The organism is Nocardioides sp. Soil774, assembly GCF_001428125.1.
In the GTDB taxonomy this organism is placed as follows: domain Bacteria; phylum Actinomycetota; class Actinomycetes; order Propionibacteriales; family Nocardioidaceae; genus Nocardioides.
This window is the reverse complement of sequence record NZ_LMSM01000005.1, coordinates 146,412-166,568: the sequence shown is the minus strand read 5'-3', so window position 1 is coordinate 166,568 and position 20,157 is coordinate 146,412. Positions and strand designations below refer to the sequence as shown.

Below are 20,157 nucleotides of genomic sequence, written 5' to 3'. Positions count from 1 at the left end.
CATGCCCAAGCGCACCGACATCACGAGCGTCCTGGTCATCGGCTCCGGGCCGATCATCATCGGCCAGGCCTGCGAGTTCGACTACTCCGGCACCCAGGCGTGCCGGGTGCTGCGCGAGGAGGGCCTGCGGGTCGTCCTGGTCAACTCCAACCCGGCCACGATCATGACCGACCCCGAGTTCGCCGACGCGACCTACGTCGAGCCGATCACGCCGGAGTTCGTCGAGAAGGTCATCGCCCAGGAGCGGCCCGACGCGCTGCTCGCCACGCTCGGCGGCCAGACCGCGCTCAACTGCGCGATGGCGCTCGACAAGGCCGGGATCCTGGAGAAGTACGGCGTCGAGCTGATCGGCGCCTCGATCGACGCGATCGAGCGCGGGGAGAACCGGCAGCAGTTCAAGAAGATCGTCGAGAAGCTCGGCGGGGAGTCCGCCCGCAGCGTCATCTGCCACTCGATGGACGACCTGCTCACGGCCGCCGACGAGCTGGGCTACCCGATGGTGGTCCGTCCCTCCTTCACCATGGGCGGCACCGGGTCGGGGATGGCCTACGACGAGACCGACCTGCGCCGCATCGGTGGCGCCGGCCTGGCCGCCAGCCCGACCACCGAGGTGCTGCTCGAGGAGTCCATCCTCGGCTGGAAGGAGTACGAGCTCGAGGTCATGCGCGACCGCGCCGACAACACGGTCATCGTGTGCTCCATCGAGAACCTCGACCCCATGGGCGTGCACACCGGCGACTCGATCACCGTCGCGCCGGCCATGACGCTCACCGACCGCGAGTACCAGAAGATGCGCGACCTCGCGATCGCGATCATCCGCGAGGTCGGCGTCGACACCGGTGGCTGCAACATCCAGTACGCCGTCAACCCCGCCGACGGCCGCCTCATCGTCATCGAGATGAACCCCCGCGTCTCGCGCTCGTCGGCCCTGGCCTCCAAGGCGACCGGGTTCCCGATCGCCAAGATCGCGGCCAAGGTCGCCATCGGCTACACCCTCGACGAGATCCGCAACGACATCACCGCGCGTGAGGATGGCCAGAGCACCCCGGCGTCGTTCGAGCCCGCGCTGGACTACGTCGTGGTCAAGGTGCCGCGCTTCGCCTTCGAGAAGTTCCCCGAGGCCGACCCGACGCTGACGACGCACATGAAGTCGGTCGGCGAGGCGATGGCGATCGGGCGCAACTTCACCGAGGCGCTGCAGAAGGCGCTGCGCTCCCTGGAGAGCAAGCACGCGCCCTTCGACTGGCACAAGGAGTTCGTCGAGCTCGACAAAGACTCGCTCCTCGCGGAGGTCAGCGTCCCGCACGACGGCCGCCTCAAGAAGGTCATGGACGCGATCCGCGCCGGCGCGACGCCGGAGGAGATCTTCGAGGCCACCAAGATCGACCCGTGGTTCGTCGACCAGCTCGCGCTGATCAACGAGGTGGCGGTCGAGCTGATCGGCGCCACCGAGCTCACTCCCGAGCTGCTGCGCCTGGCCAAGCGCCACGGCTTCTCCGACGAGCAGGTCGGCAAGATCCGTGGCCTGTCCGCCGACGTGGTCCGCGGCGTGCGCCACGCGCTGGGCATCCGCCCGGTCTTCAAGACCGTCGACACCTGCGCGGCCGAGTTCGCCGCCCGCACGCCCTACCACTACTCGTCCTACGACGAGGAGACCGAGGTGGAGCCGCGCGCGGAGGGCAAGGAGGCCGTGATCATCCTGGGCTCCGGGCCGAACCGCATCGGCCAGGGCATCGAGTTCGACTACAGCTGCGTGCACGCCTCGCTCGCCCTCGCCGAGGCCGGCTACGAGACGATCATGGTCAACTGCAACCCCGAGACGGTGAGCACCGACTACGACACCTCCGACCGGCTCTACTTCGAGCCGCTCACGCTGGAGGACGTCCTCGAGATCGTCCACGCCGAGCAGCAGGCCGGGCCCGTCGCGGGCGTGGTCTGCCAGCTCGGCGGCCAGACGCCGCTGGGCCTGGCGCAGGGTCTCGCCGACGCGGGCGTGCCCATCGTCGGCACCTCCCCGGAGTCGATCCACCTCGCCGAGGAGCGCGGCGCCTTCGGCCGCGTGCTCGCCGACGCCGGCCTGCCGGCGCCCAAGCACGGCACCGCGACGTCGTACCCCCAGGCGCAGCGGATCGCCCACGAGATCGGCTACCCCGTCCTGGTGCGGCCGTCCTACGTCCTGGGCGGACGCGGCATGGAGATCGTCTACGACGACGCCGCGCTGGAGGCCTACCTCGAGAAGTACGTCGCCAACGGGCTGATCAACGAGCGCCAGCCGGTGCTGGTCGACCGGTTCCTCGACGACGCGGTCGAGATCGACGTCGACGCGATCTTCGACGGTGAGGAGCTCTTCCTCGGCGGCGTCATGGAGCACATCGAGGAGGCCGGCATCCACTCCGGCGACTCCTCGTGCGCGCTGCCGCCGATCACCCTCGGCCGTGAGGAGATCGACCGGATCCGCCGCTCCACCGAGGCGATCGCCCGCGGACTCGACGTGCGCGGCCTGCTCAACATCCAGTTCGCCCTGGCCTCCGACGTGCTCTACGTGCTCGAGGCCAACCCGCGTGCCTCCCGGACGGTGCCGTTCGTCTCCAAGGCGACCGCGACACCGCTGGCGAAGGCGGCGGCGCGGGTCATGCTGGGGGAGACGATCGCCGAGCTGCGCACCGCCGGCGTGCTGCCCGCGCGCGGCGACGGCGGGCACCTGGCCGACGGCTCGCCGATCGCGGTCAAGGAGGCGGTCATGCCCTTCGACCGCTTCAAGACCGCCGACGGCCGCACGGTCGACGCGCTGCTCGGCCCGGAGATGCGCTCGACCGGCGAGGTGATGGGCTTCGACGCCTTCTTCGGCACGGCGTTCGCCAAGGCGCAGGCCGCGGCCTACGGCTCGCTGCCGCTGTCGGGCAAGGTCTTCGTCTCCGTCGCCAACCGCGACAAGCGGCACATGATCTTCCCGGTCAAGCAGATCGCCGACATGGGCTTCGAGGTGCTCGCGACCGCCGGCACCGCCGAGGTGCTGCGCCGCAACGGCGTGCAGGCCACGGTCGTGCGCAAGCAGTCCGAGGGCGAGGGGCCCGACGGCGAGCCGACGATCGTGGGCCGCATCCTGGCCCGCGAGGTCGACCTGGTCATCAACACCCCGCACGGCGCCACCAGCGGTGGCTCGCCCCGCGCGGACGGCTACGAGATCCGCACCGCCGCGGTGCTGACCGACATCCCCTGCATCACCACGATCCAGGGTCTCGGCGCCGCGGTGCAGGGGCTGGAGGCGATGCGGCGCGGCGACATCGGCGTGCGGTCCCTGCAGGACTGGGCCCGGCTCACCGCCGAGCGCCGGGGTGCCTGAGCGGTGAAGCCCTACGACGTCCTCTTCGAGCACGCCCTGACCCGGATCGACGCCGAGCGCATCCACCACGCCGCGTTCCGCGCGATCCGCGGGGCGGAGCCGGTGACCAGCCGGGCCGTGCGGGTGCCGTCGAGGCCGGTGCACGCGATGGGTCTGACGTTCCCGCACCCCCTCGGCCTGGCGGCCGGCTTCGACAAGAACGCGGTGGGCATCGACGGCCTGGCCGCGCTCGGCTTCGGCCACGTCGAGGTCGGCACCGTCACCGGCGAGGCGCAGCCCGGCAACCCACAGCCGCGGTTGTTCCGGCTGAAGGCCGACCACGCGATCGTGAACCGCATGGGCTTCAACAACGACGGCGCCGAGGTCGTCGCCCGCCGGCTCGCCGGGTGGCGCGCCGGGGGCGGGTCGACGCTCCTCGGCGTCAACATCGGCAAGACCAAGGTCGTGCCGGAGGAGGACGCAGCCCGCGACTACGAGAAGTCGGCCGGGCTCCTGGCCCCCTACGCCGACTACCTCGTCGTCAACGTCTCCTCGCCCAACACCCCGGGCCTGCGCGACCTGCAGGCGGTCGAGAAGCTCGAGCCGCTGCTCGCCGCCGTACGCCGCCGTGCCGACGAGGTGAGCCCGGAGCGGCGGGTGCCGCTGCTGGTCAAGATCGCGCCCGACCTCAGCGACGACGACGTGCTCGCGGTCGCCGACCTCGCCCTGGCCAGCGGACTCGACGGCATCATCGCCACCAACACCACGACCAGCCGCGAGGGCCTCGCCAGCGACGCCGCGGACGTCGGGCGCATCGGTGCGGGCGGGCTGAGCGGTCGCCCGCTCACGCAGCGCTCGGAGGACGTCGTACGCCTGCTGCGCTCGCGCGTCGGGTCCGATCTCACGCTGGTCGGCGTCGGCGGCATCACGACCGTCGACGACGCGCGCCGGCGCCTCGAGGCGGGCGCCGACCTGCTGCAGGGCTACACCGCGTTCGTCTACGAGGGACCTCTCTGGCCGCGGCGCATCGTGCGCGGGCTCGAGTCGGCCGACGGTCGCCGGTGAGCGAGCGCCATGCCTGAGCCCACCGGTCCGGTCCACGTCGAGGGCGAGGTGGTCGCCACCAAGCGCGTCGGCGCCTACCGCCACCTCACGCTGACCGCGCCGGGGGTGCCCGAGCGCTTCCGCGCGGGCAACTTCGTGGCCGTGAGCGTCGCGGGCCACGTCGCCCGGCGCGCGCTGTGGATCCACCGGGTGCGGGCGTCGAGCGCGTTCGGTCCGACGCTCGACGTGGTGCTCGAGGCCCGCGGCAGCGGCACGCAGTGGCTCGCCGCGCAGCCGGTGGGCGCCCGCGTGGCGATCACCGGCCCGCTCGGTCGCCCGTTCGCGCTGCCGAAGGAGGCCGTGTCGTGCCTCCTGGTCGGCGAGGGATACGCGGCCGCGCCGCTCTTCCCGCTCGCCGAGCGCCTGCGCGAGCGCGGCTGCGCGGTGTCGCTGGTCGTCTCCGCCCCCGACGAGTCACGCCTGCTGTCCGCCCTCGAGGCACGTCGCTCCGCCCGCTCCGTCACGGTCCTGACCGCCGACGGCTCCGTCGGGCAGCGCGGGTCGGTCGCCGACCACGTCGACGACCTGGTGCGCCGCAGCGACGCGGACGTCGTCTACGCCGCCGGGCCCACCGACACGCTGCGCGCCGCGGCCGGCGCCGCCGAGCGCGCCGGTGCGTGGAGCCAGGTGGCGGTCGAGACGGCCGTGCCGTGCGGCACCGGGCTGTGCCACGGTTGCCCGCTGCCGGTCGTGGGCGAGGACGGCGTGGACCGCGTCGTCCGCGCCTGTGCCGAGGGTCCGGTCGTCCGCGGCGACCGCGTGCGATGGGACGCGGTGTGAGCGCCGCGCTCCCGGGGCCGGTGATGGTCGCCGCCGGCTGCGGCGGCACGGGTCGTGAGCTGGAGCCCTTCTGCGGGCCCGACGGGCTCGCCGGCCTCGACCTCGCCACCCGCTCGATCACCCTCGATGCCCGCGCCGGCGGCCCCGGCCCGCGCGTCGTCGAGGCGCCGGGCGGGCTGGTCAACGCCGTCGGGCTGCCCAACCCGGGGCTCGAGCACTTCCTCGCCACCGAGCTGCCGTGGCTGGTCCGGGCCGGCGCACGCGTGTTCGTCTCGATCGCCGGGGCGACGATGGGGGAGTACGCAGACCTCGCGCGCCGGCTGAGCCGCGCGCCCGGCGTCGCCGGCCTCGAGGTCAACGTCGGCGCCCCCGACGAGGTGGGCGGCGGGCTGTTCGAGGTGCGCGAGCCGTTCCACGCCGCCAGCGTCATCGCGGCCGTGCGGCGCGAGTTCCCCGCGGACCGGCCGGTCCTGGCCAAGCTGCGCCCCGACGTCTCCCGGGTCGTCGAGTCCGCGCGGGCCTGCCACGACGCCGGCGCCACCGCGGTCGTGATCGGCAACTCCGTGCCGGCCGCCTTCCCCGACGGCCGCGCCGGCGGGCTCAGCGGCCCGGCGCTGGCCCCGATCACGCTGCGCTGCGTGGGCGTCGTACGCCGCTCGGTGCCGGCGGTGCCCGTGATCGCCTGCGGCGGCGTGCACGACGTCGCCTCCGCCCGCACCTACCTGGCCGCCGGTGCCGTCGCGGTCCAGGTCGGCACCGCGCTGCTCCACGACCCGACGACGGTGGCCCGCCTGCGGGTCGCCCTCGACCCGTCCCACGACCTCCAGGAGGACGCATGACCCCCTTCGGCACCCGGCTGGCCCGCGCGATCGAGGAGCGCGGCCGCTTCTGCGTCGGCATCGACCCCCACGCCGCCCTGATGCAGGAGTGGGGGCTGTCGGACGACGTGGCGTCGCTCGAGCGCTTCGCGCTCACGGTCGTGGAGGCCGTCGCCCCGGTGGTCGGCGTGGTGAAGCCGCAGAGCGCCTTCTACGAGCGCTTCGGCAGCCGCGGGGTCGCGGTGCTCGAGCGCGTGATCGCGGAGTCGCGGGCCGCGGGCGCGCTCGTGCTGCTCGACGTCAAGCGTGGCGACATCGGCTCCACCAGCCAGGCCTACGCCGACGCCTACCTCGACCCGTCCTCGCCGCTCGGCTCCGACGCCGTCACCGCCAGCCCCTACCTCGGCTTCGGCTCCCTGGACCCGATGATCGAGGCATGCCGGCGCCACGGCGGCGGCCTGTTCGTGCTGGCGCTGACCTCCAACAAGGAGGGCCCCGAGGTCCAGCACGCCCGCAACGGCGAGGCCACCGTCGCCGGCACGGTCCTGGAGCACCTGCGCCGGCTCAACGCGGGAGCCGAGCCGGTCGGGTCCTTCGGGGCGGTGGTGGGGGCCACCATCGGCGAGACCGACGAGGACCTCGACATCGGCGGCCCCCTCCTGGTGCCCGGCTACGGCGCCCAGGGCGGCACCACCGCCGACCTGGAGCGGATCTTCGGCTCCGCCGCACGGTGGGCGCTCCCGAGCTCCTCGCGCGAGGTGCTGCGCGCCGGGCCCGACGTCGCCGCGCTGCGCGAGGCCGCGCTCCGCGGCAACGACGCGGTGCGGGGCCTGGGCGCGTGAGGCTGCCCACGCTGGTCGTCAGCGTGCTCCTCGTGACCCTCACGGCCGGCTGCTCGGGGGACCCGCAGGCGGACTACTGCGAGGCCGTCGAGTCGCACCAGGTCGCCCTGAGCGACGTCGCCGCCTCCGACGACCCGGGCGCCCTCTTCGACGCGCTCGACGCCTACGACGACCTGGCCGAGCAGGCGCCGTCCGACATCGCCGACGACTGGGCGGCGGTCGTCGGCCCGCTGCACCACCTGCAGGACGTGCTCGACGAGCACGACGTCGACGCATCGACGTACTCCGCCGAGAAGCCGCCCGCGGGCCTCGACGCCGACGCCCGCCGCGACATCGAGGCGGCGGCGCGCGAGGTGGGCTCCGAGCGCACCGTCACGGCCATGGCGGCCGTCGAGCAGCACGCGCTCGACGTGTGCGGGACACCGCTGTCGCGCTGAGGCGGCAGCACGGGGCCGCTCGATTGCCCCCCGCGTCGCGACGTGACTAGATTGATCCGCACCTCCGCCGAACCATCTTCCTCGCGACCCTGAAGGACAGCTTTCGTGGCCTTGCCCCCTCTGACGCCCGAGCAGCGCCAGGCAGCCCTGGACAAGGCTGCGGCCTCCCGACGCGAGCGTGCGGAGGTGAAGAACCGCCTGAAGAACTCCGGTGGCTCCATCCTCGACGTGCTCAAGGAGGGCCAGACCAACGAGGTCATCGGCAAGATGCGCGTCGTCGAGCTGCTCCAGTCGGTGCCGGGCCTGGGCCGGGTGCGCGCGCGCCAGGTGATGGAGCGCCTCGGCATCGCCGAGAGCCGCCGCGTGCGAGGCCTGGGCGTCAAGCAGGTCGCCGCGCTCGAGCGCGAGTTCGGCCCCGACGCCCCGTGAGCGCACGCAGCCCCGAAGCAGCCCCCGACGCAGCACCCAGCACCGCCCCCCACCGCTCGCGGCTGATCGTCCTGGCCGGCCCCACCGCCGTCGGGAAGGGCACGGTCGCGGCCGCCGTGCGCGAGACGCACCCGGAGGTGTGGATCTCGGTCTCCGCCACGACGCGTGCGCCGCGCCCGGGGGAGGAGAACGGCGTCCACTACTGGTTCGTCTCCGACGACGAGTTCGACGCCATGATCGACAAGGGCGACCTGCTCGAGTGGGCGGTCGTGCACAAGGCCGCGCGCTACGGCACCCCCCGCGGCCCCGTCGACCTCGCCCTCGCCTCCGGCCACCCGGCGATGCTCGAGATCGACCTCCAGGGCGCGCGCCAGGTGCGCGAGACGATGCCCGAGGCGCTGTTCGTCTTCCTCAAGCCGCCGTCGTGGGACGAGCTCGTACGTCGCCTCGTCGGCCGCGGCACCGAGACCGAGGCCGAGCGCGAGCGCCGCCTCGAGACCGCGCGCGAGGAGCTGGCCGCCGAGCCCGAGTTCGACGTGACCATCGTCAACCACGAAGTTCACGCTGCAGCCGACGAGTTGGTAGCCTTGATGGTTGGACCTTCGTCCGATCTCGACCCGCCCAACTGACTAGCGAGGCAACCACACCGTGGCTTCTCCCACCATCGCCGCCGAGGGCGTCACCAACCCCTCGATCGACGACCTGCTCAGCAAGACCGACAGCAAGTACAAGCTGGTCCTCTACAGCGCCCAGCGCGCTCGCCAGATCAACGCCTACTACTCCCAGCTCGGCGAGGGCCTGCTGGAGTACGTCGGCCCGCTCGTCGACACCCACGTGCAGGAGAAGCCGCTCTCGATCGCGCTCCGCGAGATCAACGACGACCTCCTGACCTGCGAGGACATCGACCCCGCCGCCGAGGCCGCTGCTGCCGAGGCCGCCGCCGGCGACGCGACGGAGTGACGCGAGCCGCACGATGACCACCAGGGTCGTGCTGGGCGTCTCCGGCGGGATCGCGGCCTACAAGGCCTGCGAGCTGCTGCGCCGGTTCACCGAGTCGGGGCACGACGTCACCGTCGTGCCCACGGCTGCGGCACTCGAGTTTGTCGGCGCCCCCACGTGGGCGGCGCTGTCGGGCAAGCCGGTCGCCACCGACGTGTGGACCGGCGTCCACGCCGTGCCGCACGTGCAGATCGGCCAGCAGGCCGACGTGGTGGTCGTGGCCCCGGCCACGGCCGACCTCCTGGCGCGCGCTGCCCACGGCCTGGCCGACGACCTGCTCACCAACACCCTGCTCACCGCACGCTGCCCGGTGGTGTTCGCACCCGCGATGCACACCGAGATGTGGGAGCACCCCGCCACCCAGGCCAACGTCGCCACGCTGCGCCAGCGGGGCGCGGTCGTGATCGAGCCCGCCGAGGGGCGCCTCACCGGCGCCGACACGGGCAAGGGCCGCCTGCCCGAGCCGGCGGAGATCTTCGAGCTCGTCCGCGGCGTGCTCGAGCGCGGCGCGCAGACGCACGCGGACCTCGCCGGCCTCAAGGTCGTCGTGTCCGCAGGGGGCACCCGTGAATACCTCGACCCGGTGCGCTTCCTCGGCAACCGCTCCTCGGGCCTCCAGGGCTACGCCCTCGCCCGGGCGGCCGCCTCGCGGGGCGCGCACGTCACGCTGGTGAGCGCCAACGTCTCGCTGCCCGACCCGGCCGGCGTCGGCGTCGTACGGGTGGAGACCACCGCGCAGCTGCGCGAGGCGGTCGTGTCGGCGACGGCCAACGCCGACGCGGTGGTCATGGCCGCCGCGCCCGCCGACTTCCGTCCGACGGCCGTCAGCGACGCCAAGATCAAGAAGGCCGACGACGGCTCCGCGCCGCCGATCGAGCTGGAGCAGAACCCCGACATCCTCGCCGAGATCTCCCACGACCGCGCCCGTCCCGGTGCCGTGGTGGTGGGCTTCGCCGCCGAGACCGGTGACCACACCGGCTCGGTGCTCGACCTCGGCCGCGCCAAGCTCGCCCGCAAGGGCTGCGACCTGCTCGTCGTCAACGACGTGAGCGGCGGCGCGGTCTTCGGCAGCGACGACAACGAGGCGGTCATCCTGGCCGCCGACGGCGCGGCCGTTGAGGTGCCCCGCGGCAGCAAGACCGTCCTCGCTCACGTCATCTGGGACGAGGTCCTCCGGCGATTCGCCGGGTGAGACGAGCGTCTTGGATGCTGTTCCACAGGTACGTTTGACCCAACCGTTCCACACGAGAATTGAGAGCACTGTGGCTGGACGCCTCTTCACCTCCGAGTCCGTGACCGAGGGTCACCCGGACAAGATCGCCGACCGGATCAGCGACTCGGTCCTCGACCACCTGATGTCCGAGGACCCCGACCGCACCAACCTGCGCGTCGCGGTGGAGACCCTCCTGACCACCGGCCTCGTGGTCGTCGCGGGCGAGGTGCGCACCACCGCCTACGCGCCGGTCGCCGACATCGTTCGCCGCGCGATCCTCGACATCGGCTACGACTCCTCCGACAAGGGCTTCGACGGGCGCACGTGTGGCGTGCAGGTCGCGATCGGCGCGCAGTCCAGCGACATCGCCGCCGGCGTCGACGCCGGCCACGAGTCGCGCGTCGGCTCGAGCGAGGACGAGCTCGACAAGCGCGGCGCCGGCGACCAGGGCCTGATGTTCGGCTACGCGTGCGACGACACCCCCGAGCTGATGCCGCTCCCGATCACGATCGCCCAGCGCCTCGCGCAGCGGCTGACCGAGGTTCGCAAGGACGGCACGCTCGACTACCTGCGTCCCGACGGCAAGACCCAGGTCACCATCGAGTACGACGAGGACGACCGCCCGGTGCGCATCGACACCGTCGTGCTCTCGACCCAGCACGACCCCGACGTCACGCACGAGCAGCTCGAGGCCGACATCAAGCAGCACGTGATCGACCCCGTGCTCGCCGGCTTCGACCTGCCCTCCGACGGCTACCGGATGCTCGTCAACCCGACCGGCACCTTCGTGATCGGCGGCCCGATGGGCGACGCCGGCCTCACCGGTCGCAAGATCATCGTCGACACCTACGGCGGGATGGCCCGCCACGGTGGCGGCGCCTTCTCGGGCAAGGACCCCTCGAAGGTCGACCGCTCGGCCGCCTACGCGATGCGCTGGGTCGCCAAGAACGTCGTGGCCGCCGGCCTCGCCCGCCGCTGCGAGGCGCAGGTGGCGTACGCCATCGGCAAGGCCGCGCCCGTGGGCGTGTTCATCGAGACCTTCGGCACCGGCGTCGTCCCGGACGAGAAGATCCAGGAGGCCGTGCTCGAGGTCTTCGACCTGCGTCCGGCCGCGATCATCCGCGACCTCGACCTGCTGCGCCCGATCTATGCCCAGACCTCGGCCTACGGGCACTTCGGGCGCGAGCTGCCCGACTTCACCTGGGAGAAGACCGACCGCGCCGACAAGCTGAAGGCCGCCGCCGGCGTCTGAGGCACCCCCGGCGCTGTCAGCGCCCGCTGACACAATCCCCCGCATGAGCACCCACGAGGCCCCGGAAGCCGACATGCTTCCGGGGCTTCGTGCTGCCGTGGACGACGCACGGGCCAAGGCTGCTGCCACCCGCAGGCGCAAGGCGGCCTCCTGGCAGCCGGCGGAGCACGACTCGGTCGCCCGGGTGCTGGTCGACATCGCGCTCGCCCACCTCGACCGACCGTTCGACTACGCCGTCCCGCAGGCGATGGCGGCGACCGCTGTGCCGGGCGCACGGGTCAAGGTCCGCTTCGCGGGCCAGGACGTGGACGGCTTCGTCGTCGAGCGGAGCAGCGAGACCGACCACACCGGCACGCTGCAGCCGCTGCGCCGCGTCGTCAGCCCCGAGCCCGTGCTCGCGCCGGAGGTCGCCGAGCTGAGCCGCGTGCTGGCCCAGCGCTACGCCGGCGCCCGCTCCGACGTGCTGCGGCTGGCGGTGCCGCCGCGCCACGCGACCGCGGAGAAGACAGCCTCCGAGCCGGCGCCGCCGCTGCCGGACGACGTCGCACCGACGCGGTGGGCGGGCGTCGAGCACGCCGAGGCGTTCCTGCGCCGTGTCGCGGCGGGGGAGTCGCCGAGGGCGGCCTGGTCGGCGGCGCCCGGCGACGACTGGCCGGCGATGCTGGCCGAGCTGGTCGCGACGACCGCGGCTGCGGGGCGCGGCGCGCTGGTGTGCGTCCCCGACAACCGCGACGTCGTACGCCTCGACGCCGCGCTGCACGAGCTGCTGGGCGAGGGGCACCACGTGTGCCTCACCGCCGAGGACGGCCCGGCTGCCCGATACCGCGACTTCCTCGCGGTCTCGCGCGGCGCCCGACGGATCGCCATCGGCACCCGCTCGGCCGCCTTCGCCCCCGTCCACGACCTCGGCCTGGTGGCGATCTGGGACGACGGCGACGATCTGTTCGCCGAGCCACGCGCCCCTTACCCCCACACCCGCGAGGTGCTCCTGGCCCGCGCCGAGCAGCAGTCGACGGCCGTCCTGCTGGCAGGCGTGGCCCGCACCCCCGAGGTGCAGCAGCTCGTCGACAACGGCTGGGCCCACGAGCTCGCGGCGCCGCGCGAGGTGCTGCGCCGACGGGCGCGCATCGCCGTCGTGCCCGCGGAGGACCGCTCGATCGGCACCCGCATCCCACGCGCCGCCTACGACGCGATCCGCCAGGGACTCACCTCCGGCCCGGTCCTGGTGCAGACGCCCCGGGCGGGCTACGCCGCGTCGCTGGCGTGCGACACCTGCCGGGCCCCGGCGCGCTGCACGGCGTGCACCGGACCGCTCGCCCAGCCCGGACCCACCGTCGCTCCCACCTGCCGCTGGTGCGGCCACGTCGAGACTGCGTGGTCGTGCCCCACGTGCGGCGGCCGCGGGCTGCGCGCGCCCGTGCGCGGCGAGGCCCGCACCGCGGAGGAGCTCGGACGCATGTTCGCCGGCACCACCGTCCGCAGCTCGAGCGGCGACCGGGTGCTCGACCGGGTCGGCGCGTCCGCCGACATCGTCGTCGCCACGGTCGGCGCGGAGCCTGTCGCGCAGGACGGCTACGCCGCCGTGCTGGTGCTCGACACCTGGCTGACCCTGGCCCGCGAGGACATGCGGGCGGGCGAGGAGGCGCTGCGGCGCTGGCTCAACGCCGCGGCCCTGGTGCGACCCGGCGGCCACGTGGTCGCGGTGGGCGACCCCGGACACCCCGCCCTCCAGGCGCTGGTGAGGTGGGACCCGGTCGGGTTCGCGCGGCGCGAGGGGGAGGAGCGCTCCCAGGCGCACCTGCCGCCGGCGGCCCGGCTGGCGACCGTCACCGGGGAGCTGGGCGCGCTCGACGACGTGCTGCACCTGATCGACCTCCCCGAGGGCGCCGAGGTGCTCGGCCCGACGCCCCACGACGACGAGCACCGCGTGCTGCTGCGCGTGCCGCGCGTCCACGGCGGTGCGCTCTCCCAGGCACTGGGCGACCTGCAACGCCTGCGTTCGGCGCGCAAGCTCGACGCCGTACGGATCCAGGTCGACCCCCTCACGCCCTAGGCGTGCCCGTCGCCGATGGGACCTCGCCCGTCCCCGTCCCTAGACTTGGCTGCCTCGTCCGAGCACGCAGCCAGGTCCCACCCAGGTCCCAGAAGGAGTTCCGTGGCCGTCCAGCCCATCCGCCTCTTCGGCGATCCCGTGCTGCGCCAGCGCGCGCTCGAGGTCGACAGCTTCGACCGGGAGCTGCGCCAGCTCGTCACCGACCTCACCGACACGATGCTCGCGGCGCCCGGCGCCGGGCTCGCGGCACCGCAGATCGGCGTGGGCCTGCGCGTGTTCACCTGGAACGTGCACGGCGAGGTCGGCCACCTGGTCAACCCGACGCTGGAGCTGTCCGACGAGACCCAGGACGGCGCCGAGGGGTGCCTGTCGCTCCCGGAGCTCACCTATGACTGCCTGCGTGCGCTCTCGGTGGTCGCGACCGGCTTCGACGTGCACGGCGAGCCCCAGCGCATCGAGGCCTCCGAGCTCCTGGCCCGCGCCATGCAGCACGAGACCGACCACCTCGACGGCATCCTGTTCATCGACAAGCTCGACACCGCCTCGCGCAAGGCGGCGATGAAGGAGATCCGCGAGTCCGACTGGTTCGGCCTCGAGAAGCCGACGGTCCGGGTCAGCCCGCACGCCACACATGGATTCGCCCGATGAGAGAGCAGAGCTGATGCGCGTCGTCTTCGCCGGTACCCCCGAGGTCGCCGTGCCCGCCCTGGAGGCCGTCGCGGCCAGCCGTCACGAGCTCGTCGGCGTCGTCACCCGACCCGATGCGCCGAGCGGCCGGGGTCGCAGGCTGGTCGCCAGCCCGGTCACGCAGCGCGCCGAGGAGCTCGGCGTCCCGGTGCTCAAGCCCGAGCACCCGCGCGACCCCGACTTCCAGGCCGCGCTGGCCGAGCTCCGGCCCGACGCCTGCCCGGTGGTCGCCTACGGCGCGCTGCTGCCCCAGTCGGCGCTCGACCTGGTGCCGCACGGCTGGATCAACCTGCACTTCTCCGTGCTGCCGTCGTGGCGCGGCGCGGCCCCGGTGCAGCACTCGCTCTGGGCGGGCGACGAGGTGACCGGCGCCACCACGTTCCGCATCGTCAAGGCACTCGATGCCGGTCCCGTCTTCGGCGTGATGACGGAGCGGATCCGGCCCACCGACACCGCCGGCGACCTGCTCGGTCGGCTCGCCGAGGGCGGCGCGGGCCTGCTCGTGCAGACCCTCGACGGCATCGAGGACGGCTCCCTCGAGGCGCGCGAGCAGCAGGCCGAGGGCGTGTCGTTCGCGCCCAAGATCACTGTCGACGACGCTCGTGTCGACTGGACCCACCCGGCGGTCGCCGTCGACCGGCAGGTGCGCGCGTGCACCCCGGCGCCCGGCGCGTGGAGCACCTTCGAGGGCGAGCGGATCAAGATCGGCGCCGTCACGCCCACCGACCGTCCGGCCCTCGCGCCCGGGGTCCTGGAGGTCACCAAGAACGCCGTCTTCGTCGGCACCGGCACCACTCCCGTCGAGCTCGGCGAGGTGAAGGCCTTCGGCAAGAAGCTCATGGGGGCCGCCGACTGGGCCCGCGGCGTACGACTCGAGTCGGGCGTGCGGTTCGGCGAGCCGGAGCAGACGGCGTGAGCCGGCCGGTGCGGCCCGAGGACGTCGACGAGATCTGCGCCGCCCTGCCCGAGACCGAGCTCGGCACCTCGTGGGGGGACCGGCCCACCTGGAAGGTCCCGCGCGGTGACAAGGGCAAGGGGTTCGTCCTCTACCGCGCACCCGGCAGGACGGCCGTCGATCCCGTCACGGGGGAGATGTACGACGACCTGGTCGTCATCCACACCCCGACCGAGGTCGAGAAGCACGCGCTCGTCGAGGACGCGTCCAACCCGTTCTTCACCATCGACCACTTCCGCGGCTACAGCGCCGTGCTCGTGCAGCTCTCGCGGCTCGGGGAGATCAGCCGCGACGAGATGGCCGAGGTGATCACCGATGCGTGGGCCGCCAAGGCGCCCAAGAAGCTGGTGCAGGAGCACCTCGGTGGCTGAGCGTCGGCGACCCGTCGACCGGCCGCGGCGAGCCGCTCTCGACGTGCTCACGGCGGTGCGTGTCGACCGCGCCTACGCCAACCTGGTGCTGCCGCAGGTGCTGCGCAAGCACCGCCTCGAGGGGCGCGACGCCGCGCTGGCGACCGAGCTGGCCTCGGGTGCGATCCGGATGCAGGGGCTCTACGACCCCATCATCGACGCGTGCCTGACCAAGCCGCGCCTCCAGCCCGAGGTGCGTGACGTCCTGCGGCTCGGGGCGCACCAGCTGCTGTCGATGCGGGTGCCCGACCACGCAGCCATCTCGACCAGCGTGGACCTCGTGCATGCCACTGTCGGGCGTGGCCCGGCCGGGCTCGTCAACGCGGTGCTGCGTGCCATCAGCAGGCGCGACCTCGCCGGATGGGTGGCAGAGGTGGCCCCCGACCGGGCGCGCGACCTCCACGGGCACCTCGCCGTCGAGCACTCCCACCCGCGGTGGGTGGTCGACGCCCTCGCCGACGCCCTCGGCGACGCCCTCGGTGGCGACGACGAGCTCGATGCGCTGCTCGCGGCCGACAACGCGGCGCCGCGGGTGACCCTGGTCGCGCGCCCGGGTCTGTGCGAGGTCGAGGAGCTCGAGGCCGCGGGTGGCACGCGCACGCCGCTGTCGCCGCACGGCGTCGTGCTCGGCGGGGGTGACCCCTCAGGGATCCCGGCCGTGGCCGAGGGCCGGGCCGGCGTGCAGGACGAGGGCTCGCAGCTCGTGGCGCTCGCGCTCGCCGACGCAGCACTCGACGGTCGCGACGAGCTGTGGCTCGACCTCTGCGCCGGACCCGGCGGGAAGGCAGCACTGCTCGCCGCGCTCGCCGCACGGCGCGGCGCCCACCTGGTCGCCCACGAGCGCCAGCCCCACCGCGCGACCCTGGTGGCCTCCGCCATGCGCGCCCTGCCCGCCGAGGCGGTGCACGTGCTCGCGGGCGATGGCGCGCGTCCGGCCTGGCTGCCGGGCACCTTCGACCGTGTGCTCGTCGACGCACCCTGCACCGGGCTGGGCGCCCTTCGGCGGCGACCCGAGTCGCGCTGGCGACGGGTGCCAGGCGACCTGGAGGTCCTCACCGGCCTGCAGCAGGTGCTTCTCGACGTCGCGCTCGAGTCGGTGCGACCCGGCGGCGTGGTCGTCTACGCCACCTGCTCACCGCTCGTCGCCGAGACCTCGGACGTCGTGGCCGCCGTCCTGGGTCGTCGTGACGACACCGACGAGGTCGACCGCTTCCAGCTCTGGCCGCACCGCGACGGCACCGACGCGATGTTCGCGGTGACCCTGCGCAAACGGCGCTGACAGCCCACCCTGACAGGTGGGGGACACCCGACTTGGGGGATTCACCTGCCCGTCACCCGTTCCCATCGGTGGTTCAGCCGACCATGATGGGGTGCACCAGCAGGCACCGGAGGGGTGCCGGCTGACACGGGGAGCAGGAACACAGGAATGCACGTGCGCACCACAGCGACGGCCACCGTGACGGGACTGGCCGCCACCTGCCTGATGACCGCCCTCAGCGCCGCGCCCGCCCAGGCCGACGGCACCCGGACCGTGGACGGGCCCGCCACCGGCGACGCCGACGTCTTCATGACCTACGTCGGGTGCGAGAGCCTCCTCGGTGCGACCACCGCGCCGCGGTCGCGGCTCAACCTGGGCCCGTACGCCGCCCCGCTGGGGCGCCGCTCCCTCGGCCTCGTGCCGTCCGGCCCCGGCACCGCCTCGGGTCCCTACACCGGCTTCGAGTCCCTCTCCGCGCTCGACACCACCCTGTCGGTCGCCGCGACCGGGGGCACCAGCGGGGTCTCCTACGTCGTGGTGGTCACACCCACCAGCCCGCCCGGCACCGCGTGGAGCGGCCGGGCGAGCACCAGCGTGCCGGCGGGGGCGTGGATGACCGTCTCCGCGGCCGACCTCACCTACGACTGGTCCCTGGTCGACCTGGCCACGCAGTCACCGCTGTCGCCCGCGGGCTCCGCGACGACCACCGCGTTCATCGCGGAGCACGGTGACGGCGCGGGCTTCGCCGTGACCGGCTTCGGCTGCGACGCCCGTGCGTTCAACCTCGACGCCGTCCGCGCCTCGGGCTCGACGTTCGACTTCGAGGGCCTCGCACTGACCACCACCGTCGCGCTCGACCGGTCGCAGGTCGCCGCCGGCGACCAGGTCACCGTCACCGGCCGCGTCACCGACGGCGCCGGGCGCCTCACCGGCGACCCGCTGGTCCTCGAGTCGCGCGCCCCGGGCGGACAGTGGGCGCCGCTCGGCACCGCGGTCCTCGCCGACGCGCAGGGCGTCGCGCGCGTCGTCGTACCCGTCACGGAGACCACCGAGCTCCGCTGGCACCGCCCCGAGGGCCAGTACGCCGACGAGGGTTGGTCGGAGCCGGTGACCGTCACCGTCGAGCAGGCGACACCCGAACCAGCGCCCACGCCGACGCCGGACGCAGCGAAGAAGTAGCCCGCGTCGCTAGGCTCGGGTGATGCCGTCACCGTTCACCGAGGTCGAGGTCGACGACCGCGTCGTCAAGGTGACCAACCCCGACCGGGTCTACTTCCCGGCGCACGCAGGTCGTCCCGAGGCGACGAAGCTCGACCTCGTCCACTACTACCTGGCGGTCGGCGACGGCATCGTCAACGCGCTGTTCGAGCGGCCGTGCATGCTGCACCGGTTCCCCAAGGGCCTGGCCGGCGACAAGGTGCACCAGAAGCGCCTGCCTGCGGGCGCCCCCGACTGGGTGGAGACCGTGCAGCTGTTCTTCCCCCGCTGGAAGCGCACGGCCGACGAGCTGTGCGTCACCGAGCTCGCCAGCGTCGTCTGGGCGGTGCAGATGTCGACCGTGGAGTTCCACCCGTGGAACAGCCGGCGCGCCGACACCGAGAAGCCCGACGAGTGGCGCATCGACCTCGACCCGGGCCCGGAGTGCGACTGGGCCACGGTGCAGCGCGTCGCCCACGTGGCGCACGAGGTGCTCGACGAGCTCGGCGCCGTCGGCTTCCCCAAGACCAGCGGCGGCTCGGGGCTGCACGTCTACGTGCGGATCCCGCCCGACCACGGCTTTGCGGACGTACGCCGTGGTGCGCTGGCGTTCGCGCGCGAGGTCGAGCGCAGGGCCGGGGGAGAGGTGACCACCGCGTGGTGGCGCAAGGACCGCGACCCGGCCCAGCTCTTCGTCGACTACAACCAGAACGCGCGCGACCACACCATCGCCGCGGCCTACTCCGTGCGCGGCGTGCCGGAGGCGCGCGTGTCCGCACCCGTGCGCTGGGACGAGATCGATGACTGCTCGCCCAACGACTTCACGATCTTCACGATGCCGGAGCGCTACGGCGAGGTCGGCGACCTGCACGCCGACATCGACGACCACCCGTTCGACATCGCGCCACTGCTGGAGTGGGCCGCGCGTGACGAGGCGGAGGGCGCGGCGACGCCGCCGGAGCCGGACGAGGCGTAGGTCCTAGGATCGCCCCCGTGGGCATCCAGATCACTCCGAGCATCCTCAACGCCGACCTCTCGCGCCTCGCCGACGAGGTCGCGCGCATCCCGAGCGCCGACTGGGTGCACGTCGACGTGATGGACAACCACTTCGTCCCCAACCTCACCCTCGGGCTGCCGGTGATCGAGGCGCTCAGCAAGCACGCCACCCAGCCGCTCGACGCGCACCTGATGATCGAGGACGCGGACCGGTGGGCACCGGCGTACGCCGAGGCGGGCTGCGGCTCGGTCACCTTCCATGCCGAGGCGGCGAAGGCCCCCGTCCGCCTGGCGCGTGAGATCCGCGCGCAGGGCGCCCGCGCGTCGATGGCCCTCAAGCCTGCGACCCCGATCGAGCCCTACGAGGCGCTGCTGCCCGAGCTCGACATGGTGCTGGTCATGACCGTCGAGCCGGGCTTCGGCGGCCAGAAGTTCCTCGACCTGTGCCTGCCGAAGATCCGCACGGCGCGCGAGCTGATGCGCAAGCACGGCGTCGAGACCTGGCTCCAGGTCGACGGCGGGGTGTCGCTGGAGACCATCGAGCGCTGCGCCGAGGCCGGCGCGGACGTCTTCGTGGCCGGCTCGGCCGTCTACTCGGCCGACGACCCCGATGCGATGGTGCGCGAGCTGAAGGCCCGTGCCGAGGCCGTCGCCGGCTGAGCCCGCGAGGTTGCGCGGCGTCCGTAGGGTCGAGCCATGACCGAGTCCGTGTGGGACTACCCCCGCCCACCCCGCGTCGAGCCGAGCAGCGAGCACGTCGTCGTGACGCACACCGGCGTCGTCGTCGCCGACACCACCGCGAGCCTGCGGGTGCTGGAGACCAGCCACCCGCCGACGTACTACCTGCCCCGCAGCGCCTTCGCCGACGGCGTGCTCCGACCCGGCGAGGGCGCGTCGTGGTGCGAGTGGAAGGGCCAGGCGGCCTACCTCGACCTCGTCGTGGGCGACGAGGTCCTGCCGGCGATCGCGTGGACCTACCCCACGCCGTCGCAGGGCTTCGAGGCGCTGGCCGACCACGTCGCGCTCTACCCCGGTCGGGTGGATCAGTGCACCGTCGACGGCGAGGTCGTGCAGCCGCAGCCGGGCAGCTTCTACGGAGGCTGGATCACCTCGCGGGTGACCGGACCGTTCAAGGGCGCGCCGGGCACGTCGGGCTGGTAGCGCTCAGCCCGCGAAGAGGGTCAGCCGCTGACGGATGATCTTGCGGCGCAGCACCACACGGCGCTTGCCGTCGTTGCCGATGCGCAACCGGTCGAGCTCCCAGCCGCCGTGCTCGGCGCGCTCGACGAGCAGGCGGGTGACGACGTTGCGCGAGAAGTCCTTGGGCAGGACGAGGGTCTCGAACTCCCACTCGATCCCGCGCCCGGGCGGGCGTCGCTGGATCCTGGCCATGTGCGGTCTCCCG

General features: G+C 73.4%; 21 protein-coding genes. 20 read left to right on the top strand and 1 reads right to left on the bottom strand.

Annotated elements, in window-relative coordinates:
• Position 1: 1 nt before the first annotated feature.
• The 20 genes from carB to ASG76_RS03605 all read left to right on the top strand — a co-directional run bounded on the left by carB (position 2) and on the right by ASG76_RS03605 (position 19,913).
• Positions 2–3,343, top strand: coding sequence for a carbamoyl-phosphate synthase large subunit (carB, locus tag ASG76_RS03700; RefSeq protein ID WP_056600266.1), 3,342 nt, complete (start codon positions 2–4; stop codon positions 3,341–3,343).
• 3 nt (positions 3,344–3,346) lie between these two features.
• Positions 3,347–4,387: a quinone-dependent dihydroorotate dehydrogenase gene (locus ASG76_RS03695; protein ID WP_056600263.1), complete on the top strand. Its 1,041-nt coding sequence runs from the start codon at positions 3,347–3,349 to the stop codon at positions 4,385–4,387.
• 9 nt (positions 4,388–4,396) lie between these two features.
• The gene (locus tag ASG76_RS03690; RefSeq protein WP_056600260.1) at positions 4,397–5,206 is read left to right on the top strand and encodes a hypothetical protein; all 810 of its coding nucleotides are present in this window, start codon (positions 4,397–4,399) and stop codon (positions 5,204–5,206) included.
• Positions 5,203–6,045 carry a tRNA-dihydrouridine synthase gene (locus tag ASG76_RS03685; RefSeq protein WP_162254072.1) on the top strand — a complete coding sequence of 281 codons (843 nt, stop codon included), beginning with the start codon at positions 5,203–5,205 and terminating at the stop codon, positions 6,043–6,045. The genes ASG76_RS03690 and ASG76_RS03685 overlap by 4 nt, the downstream gene beginning before the upstream one ends.
• Entirely contained in the window at positions 6,042–6,866 is an 825-nt protein-coding gene (gene pyrF, locus ASG76_RS03680; protein ID WP_056600254.1) for an orotidine-5'-phosphate decarboxylase, read from the top strand. The genes ASG76_RS03685 and pyrF overlap by 4 nt, the downstream gene beginning before the upstream one ends.
• Positions 6,863–7,303: a hypothetical protein gene (locus ASG76_RS03675; RefSeq protein WP_056600251.1), complete on the top strand. Its 441-nt coding sequence runs from the start codon at positions 6,863–6,865 to the stop codon at positions 7,301–7,303. Before pyrF ends, ASG76_RS03675 begins: the two co-directional genes overlap by 4 nt.
• 105 nt (positions 7,304–7,408) lie before the next feature.
• Positions 7,409–7,732: an integration host factor, actinobacterial type gene (mihF, locus tag ASG76_RS03670; protein WP_056600248.1), complete on the top strand. Its 324-nt coding sequence runs from the start codon at positions 7,409–7,411 to the stop codon at positions 7,730–7,732.
• Between the two features lie 62 nt (positions 7,733–7,794).
• Positions 7,795–8,361: a guanylate kinase gene (gmk, locus tag ASG76_RS03665; RefSeq protein ID WP_056600994.1), complete on the top strand. Its 567-nt coding sequence runs from the start codon at positions 7,795–7,797 to the stop codon at positions 8,359–8,361.
• Between the two features lie 19 nt (positions 8,362–8,380).
• Entirely contained in the window at positions 8,381–8,692 is a 312-nt protein-coding gene (gene rpoZ / locus ASG76_RS03660) for a DNA-directed RNA polymerase subunit omega (RefSeq protein ID WP_056600245.1), read from the top strand.
• 13 nt (positions 8,693–8,705) lie between these two features.
• Positions 8,706–9,923, top strand: coding sequence for a bifunctional phosphopantothenoylcysteine decarboxylase/phosphopantothenate--cysteine ligase CoaBC (coaBC, locus tag ASG76_RS03655; protein WP_056600242.1), 1,218 nt, complete (start codon positions 8,706–8,708; stop codon positions 9,921–9,923).
• A gap of 70 nt (positions 9,924–9,993) precedes the next feature.
• Positions 9,994–11,196, top strand: a complete 1,203-nt coding sequence (gene metK, locus ASG76_RS03650; protein WP_056600240.1) for a methionine adenosyltransferase — start codon at positions 9,994–9,996, stop codon at positions 11,194–11,196.
• Positions 11,197–11,239: 43 nt separating this feature from the next.
• Positions 11,240–13,249 (top strand): primosomal protein N', encoded by a 2,010-nt coding sequence (locus tag ASG76_RS03645; RefSeq protein ID WP_162254071.1) that lies wholly within the window; start codon positions 11,240–11,242, stop codon positions 13,247–13,249.
• A 102-nt stretch (positions 13,250–13,351) separates the two neighbouring features.
• Positions 13,352–13,897 carry a peptide deformylase gene (gene def, locus ASG76_RS03640; RefSeq protein ID WP_056600237.1) on the top strand — a complete coding sequence of 182 codons (546 nt, stop codon included), beginning with the start codon at positions 13,352–13,354 and terminating at the stop codon, positions 13,895–13,897.
• A gap of 13 nt (positions 13,898–13,910) precedes the next feature.
• Positions 13,911–14,852 carry a methionyl-tRNA formyltransferase gene (fmt, locus tag ASG76_RS03635; protein ID WP_056600234.1) on the top strand — a complete coding sequence of 314 codons (942 nt, stop codon included), beginning with the start codon at positions 13,911–13,913 and terminating at the stop codon, positions 14,850–14,852.
• Positions 14,849–15,262 (top strand): MmcQ/YjbR family DNA-binding protein, encoded by a 414-nt coding sequence (locus ASG76_RS03630; protein ID WP_056600231.1) that lies wholly within the window; start codon positions 14,849–14,851, stop codon positions 15,260–15,262. The genes fmt and ASG76_RS03630 overlap by 4 nt, the downstream gene beginning before the upstream one ends.
• Complete coding sequence (locus ASG76_RS03625) at positions 15,255–16,580, top strand: RsmB/NOP family class I SAM-dependent RNA methyltransferase (protein ID WP_235529396.1); 1,326 nt, start codon at positions 15,255–15,257, stop codon at positions 16,578–16,580. Before ASG76_RS03630 ends, ASG76_RS03625 begins: the two co-directional genes overlap by 8 nt.
• A gap of 153 nt (positions 16,581–16,733) precedes the next feature.
• Complete coding sequence (locus tag ASG76_RS03620; protein WP_157558928.1) at positions 16,734–17,738, top strand: hypothetical protein; 1,005 nt, start codon at positions 16,734–16,736, stop codon at positions 17,736–17,738.
• 22 nt (positions 17,739–17,760) lie between these two features.
• A complete protein-coding gene (gene ligD / locus ASG76_RS03615; RefSeq protein ID WP_056600990.1) occupies positions 17,761–18,732 on the top strand; it encodes a non-homologous end-joining DNA ligase in 972 nt (323 codons plus the stop codon).
• Between the two features lie 17 nt (positions 18,733–18,749).
• The gene (gene rpe, locus ASG76_RS03610; protein ID WP_056600221.1) at positions 18,750–19,412 is read left to right on the top strand and encodes a ribulose-phosphate 3-epimerase; all 663 of its coding nucleotides are present in this window, start codon (positions 18,750–18,752) and stop codon (positions 19,410–19,412) included.
• Between the two features lie 36 nt (positions 19,413–19,448).
• Entirely contained in the window at positions 19,449–19,913 is a 465-nt protein-coding gene (locus ASG76_RS03605) for a DUF427 domain-containing protein (protein ID WP_056600219.1), read from the top strand.
• 3 nt (positions 19,914–19,916) lie between these two features.
• Here the strand turns inward: ASG76_RS03605 and ASG76_RS03600 are convergent, their stop codons facing one another.
• Positions 19,917–20,144, bottom strand: coding sequence for a DUF5703 family protein (locus ASG76_RS03600; protein ID WP_056600214.1), 228 nt, complete (start codon positions 20,142–20,144; stop codon positions 19,917–19,919).
• Between the last annotated feature and the right edge of the window lie 13 nt (positions 20,145–20,157).